Genomic DNA, 15852 nt, shown 5'->3' on the forward strand with positions numbered 1-15852 from the left:
GGCACGGGGATTGCCGCTCGACGCTCGATCGTCGCCGCCTCAAGGGCCGCTCGGCCCGCACCGCCCCGTCGTCACCCCACCGCCCGCACATGGTCGAGCAGCGCCTGCAACGGATGGCGCACCTGTTTCGACGACAGGCGTTTCACCTGGCTGCGGCACGAATACCCGGTCGCCAGCGCTTCACCCTCCTCGTCCGGCGCATTGACGTGCGCGGCCCACGACTGCGCATAGATCGTCTTCGACGTCGCGAGATTGCGCGCCTCGTGCCCGTACGTGCCCGACATCCCGCAACACCCGGCCGCCTGAACCTGCAGGCGCAGCCCGCGACGCGCGAACACCTGCGCCCATTGCTTGCCGCTGTCCGGCGCATTGGTTTTCTCGGTGCAATGCGGCAACAACCGGTATGAAACCGTCGCCCCACCCGCACCGGCTTGCGGCAGCGCATCCAGCAGCCACTCCTGCGGCAGCGCGACCTTCGGCACGTCGGCGAGCCCCGTCACCTTCAGGTATTCCTGCCGATACGTGAGCGTCATCGCCGGATCGAGGCCGACCAGCGCGACGCCCGAGCGCGCCAGCGCGGCCAGTTGCGTCGCGTTTCGGATCGCCGCCTTCGCGAAGGCTTGCAGAAAGCCCTGCGCGTGCAGCGCCTTGCCGTTCGGCGCGAGCGGCGCGAGCCACACCTGATAGCCCAGGCGCGCCGCCAGCTCGATCAGCGTCGCCAGTTGCTCGGTATCGAAATAGCGCGTGAACGTATCCTGCACGACGACGACGCTGCGCGCGCGCTGCGCATCGCTCAGCGCGGCGAGCGCATGCGGGTCGGCCGGCTTCACGCGCCACGCGCGGATCACGGCCGCGAGATCGAAGCGGCTCAGCAGCGGGCTGTCGACCATGCCGACCTGACGCTCGAGCAGCGCCCGCACCCAGCCGGATCCCATCAGCCCGTTGTACAGCGCGGGCACGCGCGCCATCCACGGCATCGTGAATTCGAGCGAGCCGATCAGGTAGTCGCGCAGCGGCCGCAGGTAGCGCTGGTGATACAGCTCGAGAAAGCGCGAGCGGAACTCGGGCACGTTGACCTTGACCGGACACTGTCCCGCGCACGACTTGCATGCGAGGCATCCGGCCATCGCGTCGTACACCTCGTGCGAGAAATCCGTGTCGCCACGGCGGGCGTTGCGGCTGTTGCGCCAGCGCTCGACCAGGCCGCGCAGGACCGGTTGCCGCGTGCGCGCCGCCGCGACGACGTCGACGCCGGCCTGCCCTTGCAGGCGCAACCATTCGCGCATCAGCGACGCACGCCCTTTCGGCGACTGCACGCGTTCGCGCGTCGCCTTCCACGACGGGCACATCGCGTCGTCCGGATCGAAGTTGTAGCACGCGCCGTTGCCGTTGCAATGCATCGCGGTGCCGTAGCTCTGCCACACGCGCTCGTCGATCTGCCGGTCGTGATCGCCGCGCGTCGGCACCTCGTCGATCTTCAGCAATCGCAGCGTGCGATCCGGCGGCGTCGCGATCTTGCCCGGGTTGAACTGGTTGTGCGGATCGAATGCGGCCTTCAACTGCTGCAGCGACGGATACAGCTCGCCGAAAAACGCCGGCGCATATTCGGAGCGCACGCCCTTGCCGTGCTCGCCCCACAGCAGGCCGCCGTGACGCTGCGTAAGTTCGGCCACCGCGTCCGACACGGGCCGCACCAGCGCCGCCTGCTTCGGATCCTTCATGTCGAGCGCCGGGCGCACGTGCAGCACGCCCGCATCGACGTGGCCGAACATCCCGTACTGCAGCCCGTGGCCGTCGAGCAGCGCGCGGAATTCGGCGATGTACGCGGCGAGGTTCTCGGGCGGCACCGCGGTGTCCTCGACGAACGGTTGCGGGCGCGCCTCGCCCTGCACGTTGCCGAGCAGGCCGACCGCGCGCTTGCGCATCGCATACACGCGCTTCACCGCATCGTCGCCGGCCGCCAGCGTATGGCCGAGACGCTCCACGCTCGTATCGGTGCGCAGATGCTCGACGAACGCGCGCACGCGCGCATCGACGTCGTGTTCGTCGTCGCCGCTGAATTCGATCAGGTTGATGCCGAGCGTCGGGCGCGCGTCGTCCTGCGGAAAATACTCGGCCACGCTGCTCCACACGAAGTCCTTCATCGCGAGCATCAGCACCTTCGAGTCGACCGTCTCGATCGACAGCGGCCGGTGTTCGAGCAGCGCGCGCGCGTCGCGCAGCGCGTCCATGAAGCCCGCATAACGCACGTTGACCAGCACCGAGAACTTCGGGATCGGCAGCACGTTGAGCTTCGCCTCGACGACGAAACCGAGCGACCCTTCCGCGCCGCACAGTACGCTGTTCAGGTTGAAACGGCCGTCCGGTTCGCGCAGGTGCGCGAGGTCGTAGCCGGTCAGGCAGCGGTTGAGCTTCGGAAACTTCGCGTCGATCAGCGCCGCCTTGTCGTCGCGGATGCGCCGCGCGGTGCGATACACGTTGCCGACGCGGTCCTGCCGCGCACAGCGGCGTTCCAGCTCCGCATCGTCGAGCGCGCCGCTGTGCAGCCGTTCGCCGCCCATCAGCACGAAATCGAGTTCGAGCACGTGATCGCGCGTCTTGCCGTACGTGCAGCTACCCTGCCCGCTGGCGTCGGTGTTGATCATCCCGCCGACGGTCGCACGATTCGACGTGGACAGCTCCGGCGCGAAGAACAACCCGTGCGGCTTCAGCGCCGCATTGAGCTGATCCTTGACGACGCCCGCCTCCACGCGCACCCAGCGCTGCGCGACGTCGATTTCGAGGATCCGGTTCATGTTCCGAGACAGGTCGACGACGATGCCGTCGGTCAGCGACTGCCCGTTGGTGCCGGTGCCGCCGCCGCGCGCGGCCACCGCGACGTCGCGGTGCGCGGGCTCGGCCAGCAGCCGGGCCAGCAGCTGGACGTCGTCCGTATGCGCGGGGCAGATCACCGCCTGCGGCAGGCGCTGGTAGATCGAGTTGTCGGTGGCCTGCACGGTGCGGTTCGCGTGATCCGTACGGATTTCGCCGGCGAAGCCGGCCGCCTGCAGCGCGGCGAGAAAATCGCGGTAAACGTTCGTGGACGGGCTGGCGGGGCGAGGCAACGGGACGATCGACATGGGGCACAAACGCAATGTGGGTGGAGCGGGCCGGTTCGTGCGCACCGAAACATGATTTTTTGGCAAGTTTCCGTGCAACCGGGAATTCCAGTATCTTTCGATACTCCGTCATAAACAAACGAATTCTCCCTCGGCGAAGCTTGCATAAAATTCATGAATTACCGCCGCCTCACCCCCTCGATGTCGCTGCTGCTCGTGTTCGAGGCCGCCGCGCGGCATGAAAGCTATACGCGCGCGGCCGAGGAGCTGTCGCTGAGCCAGAGCGCGATCAGCCGGCAGGTCCAGACGCTCGAGGATCAGCTCGGCGTGCCGCTGTTCCGGCGCGAGGGCCGCTCGGTCAAGCTGACCGACGTCGGCCGCCGCTACTTCGGCGAGCTGACCGGCGCGCTCGGGCGCATCCGCGGCGCGACGTTGCAGGCGATGTCGCATCGGGCGGGCGCCGGCTCGCTCCGGCTGGCCACCTTGCCGACCTTCGGGTCGAAATGGCTGCTGCCGCACCTGCACGGCTTCTATGCCGCACACCCGGGCGTGACCGTGCACCTTCATTCGCGAATCGGCGCGATCGATTTCCTCAACGACGACCTCGACGCGGCGATCACCGTCGGCGCCGGCGACTGGCCGGGCCTGCATGCGCACCGGCTGTACAACGAGTTCCTGATCGCGATCGCGCCGCCCGCCACGGGCAGCGGCCGCAAGGCCGACGCGCGCACGCCGGCCTGGGCCGCGAAGCAGACGCTGCTGGGCGTGACGAGCAATCAGCAGGCCTGGGCCGAGTGGTTCTCGCACTATCGGCTCGATCATCGCAAGATGCGCATCGGCCCGAGTTTCGAGCTGACGTCGCATCTGATCCAGGCCGTGCATGCCGGAATGGGGATCGGGCTGGTGCCGAAGGTGCTCGTGGAGGACGAATTGGGCCGTGGCGAGCTCGACTCGATCGGCGACGCGATTACCAGCCAGCGCAGCTATTACCTCGTCTACCCGCCGGGCAACGAAGCGCTGCCGTCGCTCGTCGCCTTCCGCGAATGGCTGCTGACGTCGTGCTGACGCGCCGCCGGCGACGGGCCGGTCAGGCGCGCCATTCGCCGAGAATCTGCTCGGCGAGGTAGTCGCACGGCGGGCGCGCGGACTGCGCGCTGCGGGCGAGCACGACCTCGAGTTCGCCGAGCGACGGCAGCCCGTGGCTCTCCGTCAGCTGCAACAAGTGATCGGGCACGCAGCAGCGCGCGAGCGGCGCGACGGCGAGGCCGGCCTCGACCATGCTGAGCAGGCCGAGAAAGCTCGGGCTTTCGTATGACATCCGGTACGGAATCTTCCGCCGGTTCAGCGCCCTGACCGCGTGATCGCGGGCCATGCTGCCGCCGTGCGTGAAAAACGCCACCGGCAGCGGCCGCTCTTCCCACACGTCGCGTTTCGCCGAGCCGGCCCAGACGAGCGGCTCCATCCGGATCAGCTCGCCCGTCACGCCCTTGATTCGCGTGAGGCATGCGAGGTCGACCGTGTTGTCCTTCAGCATCGGCACGAGCGCGCTGCTCGGCTGGCCGATCACGCGCACTTCCACGCGCGGATGCATCGCGGCGAACTTGCCGAGCACCTGCGGCAGCAGCGACGAGATGTAGTCGTCGGGCACGCCGATCGTCACGCGGCCGCGCATCTCCGGACGCACGACCGACGCCCACGCCTCGTCGCGCATCGCGAGCATCCGGCGGCCGTAATCGGCGAGCATCCTGCCGTCGTCGGTCGCCGTCACGTTGCGCGTGTCGCGGATGAACAGCGGCTTGCCGAGCGCGTCTTCCAACGTCTTGATCTGCATGCTCACCGCCGACGGCGACCGGTGCACGGCCTGCGCGCCCCGCGCGAACGATCCGGATTCCGCGACGGCCACCACCATCGCGAGCACATCGAGGTCGAGCTTCTTCATGTCGATTCATAAAAACTGATCAATCGATTCAGTTTATCCCGTTTTACTGTTCACCTCCATCGCCGGACAATCGACGCCATCAGCACTCATTCGATGCAGGAAGCGGAAAACATGCACACGTCCGGATCGCTCTACGGGTTTCTCGTCATCGGCGGCATGCTCGCGGTCACGCCGGGGCCGAACATGGTCTACGTGATGTCGCGCTCGATCGCGCAGGGGCGGGCGGCCGGGCTCATTTCGCTCGCCGGCGTGATGATCGGCTACCTGTTCTACATGTTCGCCGCCGCATTCGGCATCACGACGCTGTTCATGAGCGTGCCCTATGCGGGCAGCGTGCTGGGCGCGGTCGGGGCAACCTATCTGCTGTACCTCGCATGGCAGGCGGTGCGGCCCGGCGGCCGCTCGCCGTTCGAGGTGAAGGCGCTGCCCACCGAGCAGCCGCTGCGGCTGCTCGCGATGGGCGCGACGACCAGCGTGCTGAACCCGAAGCTCGCGATGCTGTTCGTGTCGCTGCTGCCGCAGTTCATCGATTACGGGCAAGGCAGCGTGTTCGGCCAGTCGCTGTTTCTCGGCTCGCTGCTGATCGCCGCGTTCGCGTCCGCCAACGGGCTGGTGGCGCTCTGCTCGAGCGGCCTCGCGACGTTCCTGCACGGCCGCCCGACGCTGCTGCTCGCGCAGCGCTGGGCGATGGGCATCATCCTCGGCAGTCTCGGCGTGCAGATGGTGATCGAGGCATCGAGGCTGGCGGGCGTCGTGTGAACGTCACGCCGCCGCGCGGTCCTGCGCGATCGCAGGCCGCGCGCGTGCGTCGGACAGGCGTCACGCGGCAACGGCCTGCCGCCGCGCCTCCAGTTCGCGCACGAGCGGCAGCACGCGCCGGCCGAAGTATTCCACTTCCTCGATGAAGTGCAGGAAGCCGGCCAGCACGAGATCGACGCCGATCGCCTTCAGCGCGACGATCCGCTCGGCGATCTGCTGCGGCGTGCCGATCAGGTTCGTGCGAAAGCCGTCGTTGTACTGCACGAGATCCTCGAACGTCGATTTCGCCCAGTTGCCCTCGCCTTCGGGCGACGCCTTGCCGGCCTCCTTCACCGCATCGCCGAACGCGTGCACGGCTTCGACGTGCGCATGCCGGATGATGTCGTCGAGCACGGCCCGCGCTTCTTCCTCGGTGTCGCGCGCGATCACGAACGCATTGACGCCGATGCGCACGCGATGGTTGTTCGCGGCCGCCTTCGCGCGAATGTCGTCGATCTGCGCCTTCAGGTTCTCCGGCGTATTGCCGTTCGTGAAATACCAGTCCGACACGCTCGCCGCGTTGTCGCGCGCCGCGCGCGAGCTGCCGCCCTGGAAGATTTCCGGATGCGGCTTCTGCAACGGCTTCGGGCTCAGCGTGTAATCGTTGAAGCGGTAGAAGTCGCCCTTGAACGTGAAGTTGTCCTGCGTCCAGATGCCCTTGAGGGCCTGGATGAATTCCTTCGAGCGCCGATAGCGTTCGTCGTGCTCGAGCCACGGCTCGCCGATCGCGGTGAATTCGCCCTTGAACCAGCCGCTCACGACGTTGATCGCGATGCGCCCGTTCGAGATGTGATCGATCGTCGCGAGCTGCTTCGCAACCACGGCCGGATGCCACGGCCCCGGCAGGATCGCCGCGAGCACCTTGAGCTTGGTCGTCGCATGCAGCAGCGCCTGGCTGAACGACACCGATTCGTGCTGGTATTCGGCGCCGTAGCCGGCCGTGAAGCGGATCTGGCTCAGCGCATAGTCGAAGCCGGCCGCTTCGGCCGTGCGCGCGAGCTTCTGGTTGTATTCGAGGCTCCAGTCGGTGCGTTGCTCGATCGTGCTGACGACGAGGCCGCCGCTGACGTTCGGCACCCAGTACGCGAATTTGACGCCGTCGGCGGAAGGGTCGGGAAGGCTCATGAAAATGTCCTGGTCGAAGGGGAAACGAAAAAGCGGCTTACGCGGCCGCGGCGGAAAGCGCGTGCGGGCGCAGTTGCGGCACCGCGCGGTCGACGGCGAGCGCGATGCGCTCGCGCAACGCCTGGCTGGCGATCTGGTACCGGTCGAAATCGCCCTCGGACGCGTACACGCCGATCGGCAGCGTGCGCGCCTGGAAGAAGCTGAACAGCGGGCGCAGCTGGTGGTCGATCACGAGCGCATGACGCTCGCTACCGCCGGTGGCCGCGAGCAGCACCGGCACGTCGACGAGCGCGTCGTGGCGCACGAGGTCGAACAGATGCTTGAAGAGGCCCGTGTACGACGCGCGATACACCGGGCTCGCGACGACGAGCGCATCGGCCGTCTCGATCGCGCGAATCAGCGCATCCAGATCGGCCGGCACCTGCGCGCGCGTGAGCGCGCCGGCCAGCCGGCTGCCGATCTCGCCGAGTTCGATCCGCCGCGCGTCGATCGGCAGCGCGGCGCCGAGCGCCGCGACGATCGCGTCGGTCAGCGCCAGCGTGCGCGACGGCCGCTGCAGGCTGCCCGATATCGCGACGACGTTGAGGGGGTGGCTCATGCGATGCGTTCCCGTGGTGAAGCCGCGTGCAGTGCGGCGATACCGGTTCGGGTCAGCAAGGAGCGTGCCATTGGCGCGGATGCGTGAAGGAAATTTCATCCGGATGACGAAGTTTTTCGCTATCGCCTGCCGGAACTGGCGTTCCGCCAAATGCGCGATAGTGGCAAGCATCCCGACTCACGCGTCACATCGATATTCCGCACCACGATGAACCGTGCGCAGCGGATTTGCTGATGCACTGCTGATCAGGCAGCAACGCATCTCGCGCGCCAGCGTCGAATTCGATGCTTGGACGTCGTCGCACCGCCGCTCGTGCGCGCCATTGCAGGTTCCGCAGCAATCGCGCTTTGGTTATCAGAAATCGATGCTTTTCGCGCGCGGCGAAACGTTCAACACTCTGCTGACTACGCAGCAGCCAGACCGCGGCGCCCGCCGGCACGGGCCCGCTTTGCCCGGCCATCCAACGGTTCATCGCCATGACTTCCATTTCCGCATCGCCGCGCCCGCTCAACCTTCGCGTCGTCACCGCGTCCCGCGACCCGGCCGGACTTCAGCCCGCCGAGCACGCGGCGCCGGTGCTCACGTTGCCCGAACGTCACGCGCCGGCCCGCGCGCACGCGCTGGTGTTCGCGGATCCGCGTTCGCTCGCGCTGCTCGAACAGGTTCGCCGCGTCGCGCCGAGCGACGCGAACGTGCTGATCGTCGGCGAGACGGGCACCGGCAAGGAGCTGATCGCGCGCCACGTGCACGCGCTCGGTGCGCGTCGCGACGGGCCGTTCGTCGCGGTGAACTGCGGCGCCTTCTCCGAAACGCTCGTCGACAGCGAACTGTTCGGTCACGAGAAAGGCGCGTTTACGGGCGCGTTCAGCGCGAAGCCCGGCTGGTTCGAAGCCGCGCACGGCGGCACGCTGTTTCTCGACGAAATCGGCGACCTGCCGCTCGCGATGCAGGTCAAGCTGCTGCGCGTGCTGCAGGAGCGCGAGGTCGTGCGGCTCGGTTCGCGCACGGGCATTCCGGTCGACGTACGGGTGGTCGCGGCCACCAACGTCGACCTGCAGCAGGCGGTCGCGGCCGGGCGGTTTCGCGGCGACCTGTTCTACCGGCTCAACGTCGTGCAGCTCGCGGTCCCGCCATTGCGCGACCGCCCGGGCGACATCCTGCCGCTCGCGCGCCACTTCTTCGACATTTACCGCGACCGGCTCGGCGACGGGCCGCGCCGCATCGATGCGCGCGCCGAGCGCCGGCTCGAGGCACACGGCTGGCCCGGCAATATCCGCGAACTGGAGAACGTGATCCATCACGCGCTGCTGGTGAGCCGCCACGATGCGCTGCAGGACACCGACCTGCACATCGCGCCGCCGTGCCTGCCGACCGTTTCCGCGCCGGCAGCCGATTCGTCCGCCGACGCGCAGGCAGCGCTCGAACACGCGCTGCGCGACCTGTTCGACGGCGGGCACGGCAACCTGTTCGAACGTATCGAGGACACGGTAATGCGTGTCGCGTTCGAATTCAGTCACCGCAACCAGATCCGGGCCGCGCAGCTGCTCGGCATCAGCCGCAACGTGCTGCGTGCGCGGCTGATTCGCGCGAAGGCGATCTCCGCGCTGAAGTAGCGGCGCCAGCGCGCGCCGCCGTTCCGCTCCGGCGCCATGGCAACGCGATCCATGTCGCAACGTTCGAACCTGATGTATCGTGGCGCGAAGCGTACGCTTCGTTGCCCGATCCGCGCCGGTCGCCCGCCATGCGACCGTCGGCGACGGCAACCGGTCACGCACGATCTTCCGCAACACGAAAACGAAAGTCGTCCGGCGCGCGTGCGCGCCCGGCCGAGCCCTGTTCACCCGTCCGGAATCCGTCGCCATGAAAAAGCTTGTGAACCGCCCGTCCGACGTCGTGCGAGAAATGCTGGAAGGCATCGCGCGGCAATCGCCGCATCTCGCGATCCTCGGCGACGAGCACGTGCTCGTCCGCCAGCCGCTGCCCGAGCCGTCGCAGCGGCCGGTCGCGATCCTGTCCGGCGGCGGCAGCGGCCATGAGCCCGCGCACGGCGGCTATGTCGGCGAAGGGATGTTGAGCGCGGCCGTGTGCGGCGAAGTGTTCACGTCGCCGTCGACCGACGCCGTGCTCGCCGCGATCCGCGCGAGCGCCGGCCCGAACGGCGCGCTGCTGATCGTGAAGAACTACACCGGCGACCGGCTCAATTTCGGGCTCGCCGCCGAGCTCGCGCGCGCGGAAGGCATTCCGGTCGAAACCGTCATCGTCGCCGACGACGTGTCGCTGCGCGGCCGCGTCGAGCGCGGCCAGCGACGCGGGATCGCCGGTACCGTGCTGATCCACAAGCTAGCGGGCGCTGCCGCCGCGCGCGGGTTGCCGCTTGCCCGCGTCGCGAGCATCGCGCGCGACGCGGCGGCCGAGCTCGGCACGATGGGTGTCGCGCTCGACGGCTGTACGATCCCGGGCGCCGACAAGTCGGGCTTCAGCCTCGCCGATCACGAGATCGAGCTGGGCCTCGGCATCCACGGCGAGAAAGGCGTCGAGCGCCGCGCGCCGCTGCCGGCCGATGCGCTGGCCGACACGCTGTTGTCGGGCATCGTTGCCGATCTCGTGCTCGATCGCGACGAACGCGTTGCGCTGTTCGTCAACGGCCTCGGCGCGACGCCGGACATGGAGCTCGCGATCATGCTACGCGCCGCGTTCGACAACCTGAGCCGGCGCGGGATCGTCGTCGCCCGCGCGTGGGCCGGCACGTTCCTGTCCGCGCTGAACATGCCCGGCTGTTCGATCTCGGTGCTGCGGCTGAACGACGAGCGCGCGGCGCTGCTCGATGCACCGACGCAGGCGCGCGCATGGCCGGGCGGCGGCCTCGTGAACGCGCGGATCCGCGTGGCCGCGACCGCGTCGCAGGACGCGCCGCAGCCGCCGCTCGATGCGGCCGGCCGCGCGTGGGCCGCGCGCCTGCAACCGGCGCTGCACGCCGTGGCGCAGACGCTGATCGACCACGAGCAGACGCTGACGGATCTCGATGCCGCAGCCGGCGACGGCGATCTCGGCGCGAGCATGCGGCGCGCCGCGCAGGCGATCCTCGAATTGCCCGACACCGCGTACGGCACGCCGTCCGGTGCGCTCGCGGCGCTCGGCGCCGCGTTGCGCCGCGCGATCGCCGGCAGTTCCGGGCCGTTCTATGCGACCGCGCTGCTGCGCGCGTCGCGCCGGCTGGCCGATATCGCCGAGCCGTCGCCGCGCGACTGGGCCGCGGCATTCCGAGCGGCGGTGGATTCGATCGGCGAACTCGGCGGCGCGCGGGCGGGCGACCGGACGATGCTCGATGCGCTGGTGCCGGCCGTCGACGCATTCGGCCGCGCGCTGGACAGCGATCGCGATCCCCCGAGCGCATGGACGGCGGCCGTCGAAGCGGCCGAGCAAGGTGCGCAGGAAACGGCGCGCATGACGCCGCGCGCGGGGCGGGCAAGCTATCTGGGCGAGCGGGCGATCGGTACGCCGGACGGCGGGGCGGTGGCCGTCGCGTACTGGTTGCGGGCGTTGCAGCCGCACGTCCGGTAACGGCGCGCGGCCGCGCTCAGACGCCCTCGACCAGCACCGCGCGATAGCGGGCGCCCTTGAACCGGTGCTGGACGACCCGCTGGTATTCGGAGCCGTGATACCACGCGTGCGCGGCCTCCTTCGACGGGAACTCGACGATCACGACGCCTTCCGGGCCGTCCCCCTCGAGAATCTCCTGCGGCCCATATGCGGCGAGCACCTTCACCGGATGGCCGGCAAGGGTCGCACCGACCTGGCTCGAATAGGTGTTGAGCTCGCGCTGGTCCTGCGTGCTTTCCCGCGTAAAAACGATGTAAGTCGCCACGATATGCGCTCCTGATGAATGGTGAAAAAAGGGACGCCACGCACTGCACGGTCCGACGAATCCTGCGCGGCAGCGCGCAGCTTACCGCCGTTCGCCGCCCGGCGCCGCGAAGCGCCAACCGCGGCCTGCGCGGGCCGCCCGCCTCGGCACGGGAAAACCCCGATCCCCACATCGTCCTATGACATCGGGCATCGCAAATTGGCGGGATTACTTTGATCCTCGTCGGCGCCCGCCCGGGCGCATGCTGATAGCGAGGATCCCTCATGCGATACGTGCCATCGTGGACTTCAGTTTCCGCCGCGTCGTCGACTCCCGACGACGCGACCATCCAACGCGGCGACGAGCCGCACTGTCTGCCTCGGGTCGCGATCGCGGCCGCCGCCCTCGGCAATGCGACCGAATGGTTCGATTACGGTATTTACGCGTACGGTCTCGCGTACATTTCCGCCGCGCTGTTTCCCGGCAACACCGCGAGCGCGACGCTGTTCGCACTCGGCACGTTCGCGATCTCGTTCCTGATCCGCCCGCTCGGCGGCCTGTTCTGGGGGCCGCTCGGCGACCGGCTGGGCCGCAAGCGCGTGCTCGCGCTGACGGTCCTGACGATGTCGGGCGCGACGTTGCTCGTAGGCCTGCTGCCGAGCTACGCGACGGCCGGCTGGCTCGCCCCGGCCGCGCTGATCGTGCTGCGCATGGTGCAGGGATTCTCGACCGGCGGCGAATATGGGGGTGCAGCCACCTTCATCGCCGAATACGCGCCCGATTCGCGGCGCGGCCTGTGCGGCAGCTTCCTTGAATTCGCGACGCTCGCCGGCTTCTCGCTCGGCGCGTTCCTGATGCTCGGCTTCGCGCTGCTGCTCGGCGATTCGGCGATGCATGCGTGGGGCTGGCGCCTGCCGTTCCTGGTCGCGGCGCCGCTCGGCCTGATCGGCTTCTATCTGCGCTCGCGCCTCGAGGAAACGCCGGTGTTCCGCGAACTCGAGGAACAGGCGCACCGCCGCGAGAAAAACGTCGCCGCCGCGCTGCCGATCCGGTTGCTGCTGGTGCGCTATGCGAAGCCGCTGGTGCTGCTCGGCGGGCTCGTCGTCGCGTTGAACGTCGTCAACTACGTGCTGCTCGCGTATATGCCGACCTACATGCACAAGGAGCTCGGCGTCAGCGAGAACATGTCGCTGCTGATTCCGCTGATCGGCATGCTCGCGATGATGGTGCTGCTGCCGTTCGCCGGCTGGCTGTCGGACCGCGTCGGCCGCAAGACGATGTGGTGGATCTCGCTCGTCGGGCTGTTCGTCGCGGCCGTGCCGATGTTCACGCTGATGACGCACGGTCCGCTCGGCGCCTTCATCGGCTTCGCGGTGCTCGGCGTGCTCTACGTGCCGCAGCTCGCCACCATTTCCGCGATGTTCCCGGCGATGTTCCCGACCCACGTCCGGTATGCGGGCATGGCGATCGCGTACAACGTGTCGACGTCGCTGTTCGGCGGCACCGCGCCGATCGTCAACGACTGGCTGATCGGCAAGACCGGCAACGCGCTGATCCCCGCTTACTACATGATGGCCGCCTGCGCGGTCGGGCTGATCGCGCTGCTGGCGGTGATCGAGACGCGCGGGTGTTCGCTGCGCGGCGACACCCTTCCCGGCCAGCCGGGCTGACCCGCGCGCCGGCGGCGCCCGGCTTCCCATAAACGGCATCCATTGCATCGCCCGCCGTCCGGCAACGGACGGCGGGCGATGTGCATTTCGAGCGGCGAAGCCCCGCTGACGGATTGTTGTCGCCCGGACAACACGATGTGCACGCGTGCAGCGCTGTTGGCGTATGTCGGCCGTCACTACAATCGCTGGCGACGCTCGATCGAAATCAGGTCGAACCGAAGCGCGCGATCGTCACGATCGCGCTCGCGAACCGCGCGGCGTCGCGCGGCTCGATCCCCACTCGACGAACAGGATTACTGAACATGAACGCACCCATCCGCAACGTCCAGCCCGTCATCGCCCACCTGGGCAACGAAGGTTCGGGCGAGCTCGTCTCGTCCCGTTACGCCGTGCGCATCGGCGAGGTCGACGTCGTGCTGATCAGCGACGGCGTGCTGCCGCTGCCGACTTCCACCATGTCGACCAATGTGAGCGAAGCGGACCGCAACGCATGGTTCGACGGCCGCTTCCTGCAACGCGACATGCTCGACTGGGCGCTCAACATCGCGCTCGTGCGCAGCGGCGACCGTCTGATCCTGATCGACTCGGGCGTGGGCGACGGCTTCGAATACTTCACGCGCGCCGGGCGCTCGGTCATGCGTCTGGAATCGGCCGGCATCGACCTGGCCGCGATCACCGATATCGTGATCACGCACATGCACATGGACCATGTCGGCGGGCTGAACGTCGACGGCGTCAAGGCGAAGCTGCGCCCGGACGTCCGCATTCACGTATCGGCCGCGGAAGTGGCGTTCTGGAAAAATCCCGACTTCAGCAAGACGGTGATGCCGGAAACCGTTCCGCCCGCGCTGCGCAAGGCAGCGGCGCGGTTCGTGGAACTCTATGGCGAAAACATCGTGCAGTTCGACCGGACCGTGGAAGTCGCCGCGGGCGTGTCGGCGCGGGTGACGGGCGGCCATACGCCGGGGCACTGCGTGGTCGACGTCGCATCGAACGGAGAAAGGCTGACGTTCGCGGGCGACGCGATTTTCGAGGTCAACTTCGACCATCCCGACTGGCAAAACGGCTTCGAACACGATCCGGACGCGGCGGTCGACGTGCGTATCGCGCTGTTCAACGAAGCCGCGGACACCGGCGCGCTGCTGGCCGCGGCCCATGTCGCGTTCCCGTCCATCGGCCATATTGCAAGGCACGGAGACGGGTTCCGTTTCGTTCCGGTCGTGTGGGATTACTGAGGGACGGTCGGTAGCCGACGTGCACCGCAGGCGATGCACTGACGGCTTTTCCAGACCGTATCGGCAAGAAAAACGCCGCCGCACTTGCATGCGGCGGCGTCGCCTCGCGCGCCGGAGCGCGCATCAGGGCCGCTTGAACATCACGCGACGGTCGACAGGTTCCGCTCGGCGACCTCGTCCACTGCATCCTTGACGATCGCGACGATCTCGTCAGCCTCTTCCCGCGTCATCACGAGCGGCGGCGCAAAACCGAGAATGTCGCCATGCGGCATCGCACGCGCGATCACGCCGCGCTGCAACGCGGCCGCGGACACCTGCGCACCGATCTTCAGTGCGGGATCGAACGGCGTGCGTGCGTCCTTGTCGGCCATGAACTCGAGCGCGGCCAGCATGCCGACGCTACGCACCTCGCCGACGAGCGGATGCGCACCGAATGCGTCGCGCAGCTTCGCCCCGAAGTACCCGCCGACGTCGGCCGCGTTGCCGACGAGATTCTCGCGCTCCAGGATCGCGAGATTCGCGAGCGCGGCGGCCGCGCATACCGGATGGCCCGAATACGTCCAGCCGTGCCCCATCGGCCCGTGCTCCTGCGAGCCGCGCGCGATCACGTCCCACACCTTCTCGCCGACGATCACGCCCGACAGCGGCGCATAGGCGCTCGTCAGACCCTTCGCAACTGTGATCAGATCGGGCTCGATCCCGAAGTGCTGCGCGCCCATCTTCGAGCCGAGACGCCCGAACCCGCACACGACTTCATCGGAGATCAGCAGGATGTCGTGCCTGCGCAGCACGGCCTGGATCGCGGGCCAGTAGCCGGCGGGCGGTTCGATGATGCCGCCCGTGCCCATCACCGGCTCCGCGATGAAGGCGGCGATCGTGTCGGCGCCTTCGCGTGCGATCAGCTTCTCGAGTTCGTCGACGCAGTACGCGACGAACTGCGCTTCGTTCATGCCGGCCGGCGCCTTGCGATACCAGTGCGGACACACCGTATGCTTCACGCGATCGATCGGCAGGTCGAAATGCTGGTGGAAACTCGGCAGGCCGGTGAGGCTGCCCGTCACGATGCCCGAGCCGTGATAGCCGCGTTCGCGCGAGATGATCTTCTTCTTGTTCGGGCGGCCGAGCACGTTGTTGTAGTACCAGACGAGCTTGACCTGCGTCTCGTTCGCGTCGGAACCCGACATCCCGTAATAGACCTTCTTCATCCCCGCCGGCGACCAGTCGATGATGCGCGACGACAGCTCGATGATCGCGTCCGACGCGTGGCCGACGTACGTGTGGTAGTACGCGAGCTGCTTCGCCTGTTCGTACATCGCGTCGGCGACTTCGGTGCGGCCGTAGCCGATGTTCACGCAGTAGAGGCCGGCGAACGCGTCGATATAGCGCTTGCCCTGGTGATCCTCGATGCGGATGCCCTCGCCGCCGCGCACGATCTTGCCCGGCAGCGCGCCGGTCTCGTGGTCGTATGCGTGCGTCGACGGGTGCATGAAGTGGGCGCGGTCCTCGCGCAGCAGTGCGTCGATCGATTTTTGCATGATGTGCTCC

13 protein-coding genes are annotated in these 15852 nt (G+C 68.1%); 6 read left to right on the forward strand and 7 right to left on the reverse strand.

The annotated features are described in order from the left end of the window. Window positions 1–71: 71 nt before the first annotated feature. Window positions 72–3119: an FAD-binding and (Fe-S)-binding domain-containing protein gene (locus WT97_RS27125; RefSeq protein ID WP_060354739.1), complete on the reverse strand. Its 3048-nt coding sequence runs from the start codon at window positions 3117–3119 to the stop codon at window positions 72–74. Window positions 3120–3272: 153 nt separating this feature from the next. On the opposite strand from WT97_RS27125, the gene WT97_RS27130 reads away from it, so the two are divergent. Further along, entirely contained in the window at window positions 3273–4163 is an 891-nt protein-coding gene (locus tag WT97_RS27130) for a LysR substrate-binding domain-containing protein (RefSeq protein ID WP_060354740.1), read from the forward strand. 22 nt (window positions 4164–4185) lie between these two features. On the opposite strand, the gene WT97_RS27135 is transcribed toward WT97_RS27130, so the two are convergent. Continuing rightward, complete coding sequence (locus tag WT97_RS27135) at window positions 4186–5037, reverse strand: LysR substrate-binding domain-containing protein (RefSeq protein WP_060354741.1); 852 nt, start codon at window positions 5035–5037, stop codon at window positions 4186–4188. Between the two features lie 111 nt (window positions 5038–5148). Here WT97_RS27135 and WT97_RS27140 point away from each other — a divergent pair, with 111 nt between their 5' ends. Beyond that, entirely contained in the window at window positions 5149–5796 is a 648-nt protein-coding gene (locus tag WT97_RS27140; RefSeq protein ID WP_060037129.1) for a LysE family translocator, read from the forward strand. 60 nt (window positions 5797–5856) lie between these two features. Here the strand turns inward: WT97_RS27140 and sfnG are convergent, their stop codons facing one another. From sfnG to WT97_RS33610, 3 genes are all read right to left on the reverse strand, one after another. Further along, window positions 5857–6960, reverse strand: a complete 1104-nt coding sequence (sfnG, locus tag WT97_RS27145) for a dimethylsulfone monooxygenase SfnG (protein WP_060354742.1) — start codon at window positions 6958–6960, stop codon at window positions 5857–5859. Between the two features lie 37 nt (window positions 6961–6997). Continuing rightward, entirely contained in the window at window positions 6998–7558 is a 561-nt protein-coding gene (gene msuE / locus WT97_RS27150; RefSeq protein ID WP_060354743.1) for an FMN reductase, read from the reverse strand. Window positions 7559–7742: 184 nt separating this feature from the next. Further along, window positions 7743–8045, reverse strand: coding sequence for a hypothetical protein (locus tag WT97_RS33610; protein WP_257128562.1), 303 nt, complete (start codon window positions 8043–8045; stop codon window positions 7743–7745). On the opposite strand from WT97_RS33610, the gene WT97_RS27155 reads away from it, so the two are divergent. Further along, window positions 8035–9171: a sigma-54-dependent Fis family transcriptional regulator gene (locus WT97_RS27155; protein ID WP_060354744.1), complete on the forward strand. Its 1137-nt coding sequence runs from the start codon at window positions 8035–8037 to the stop codon at window positions 9169–9171. The two genes, WT97_RS33610 and WT97_RS27155, sit on opposite strands and share 11 nt — an antisense overlap. A 247-nt stretch (window positions 9172–9418) precedes the next feature. Further along, window positions 9419–11119: a dihydroxyacetone kinase subunit DhaL gene (gene dhaL / locus WT97_RS27160; protein ID WP_060354769.1), complete on the forward strand. Its 1701-nt coding sequence runs from the start codon at window positions 9419–9421 to the stop codon at window positions 11117–11119. 16 nt (window positions 11120–11135) lie between these two features. Here the strand turns inward: dhaL and WT97_RS27165 are convergent, their stop codons facing one another. Next, a complete protein-coding gene (locus tag WT97_RS27165) occupies window positions 11136–11423 on the reverse strand; it encodes a DUF1330 domain-containing protein (RefSeq protein ID WP_060354745.1) in 288 nt (95 codons plus the stop codon). Window positions 11424–11686: 263 nt separating this feature from the next. Between WT97_RS27165 and WT97_RS27170 the strand changes: the two genes are divergently transcribed. Together WT97_RS27170 and WT97_RS27175 are read left to right on the forward strand one after the other, a co-directional pair. Then, window positions 11687–13072 (forward strand): MFS transporter, encoded by a 1386-nt coding sequence (locus WT97_RS27170; protein WP_059498781.1) that lies wholly within the window; start codon window positions 11687–11689, stop codon window positions 13070–13072. 302 nt (window positions 13073–13374) lie between these two features. Further along, a complete protein-coding gene (locus WT97_RS27175; RefSeq protein ID WP_060354746.1) occupies window positions 13375–14307 on the forward strand; it encodes an MBL fold metallo-hydrolase in 933 nt (310 codons plus the stop codon). A gap of 140 nt (window positions 14308–14447) precedes the next feature. On the opposite strand, the gene WT97_RS27180 is transcribed toward WT97_RS27175, so the two are convergent. Then, on the reverse strand, window positions 14448–15842 hold the full coding sequence (locus tag WT97_RS27180) for an aspartate aminotransferase family protein (RefSeq protein WP_060354747.1): 1395 nt from the start codon (window positions 15840–15842) through the stop codon (window positions 14448–14450). Window positions 15843–15852 lie beyond the last annotated feature (10 nt).

It is taken from the genome of Burkholderia sp. MSMB1459WGS (genome assembly GCF_001534535.1).
Lineage (GTDB): Bacteria > Pseudomonadota > Gammaproteobacteria > Burkholderiales > Burkholderiaceae > Burkholderia.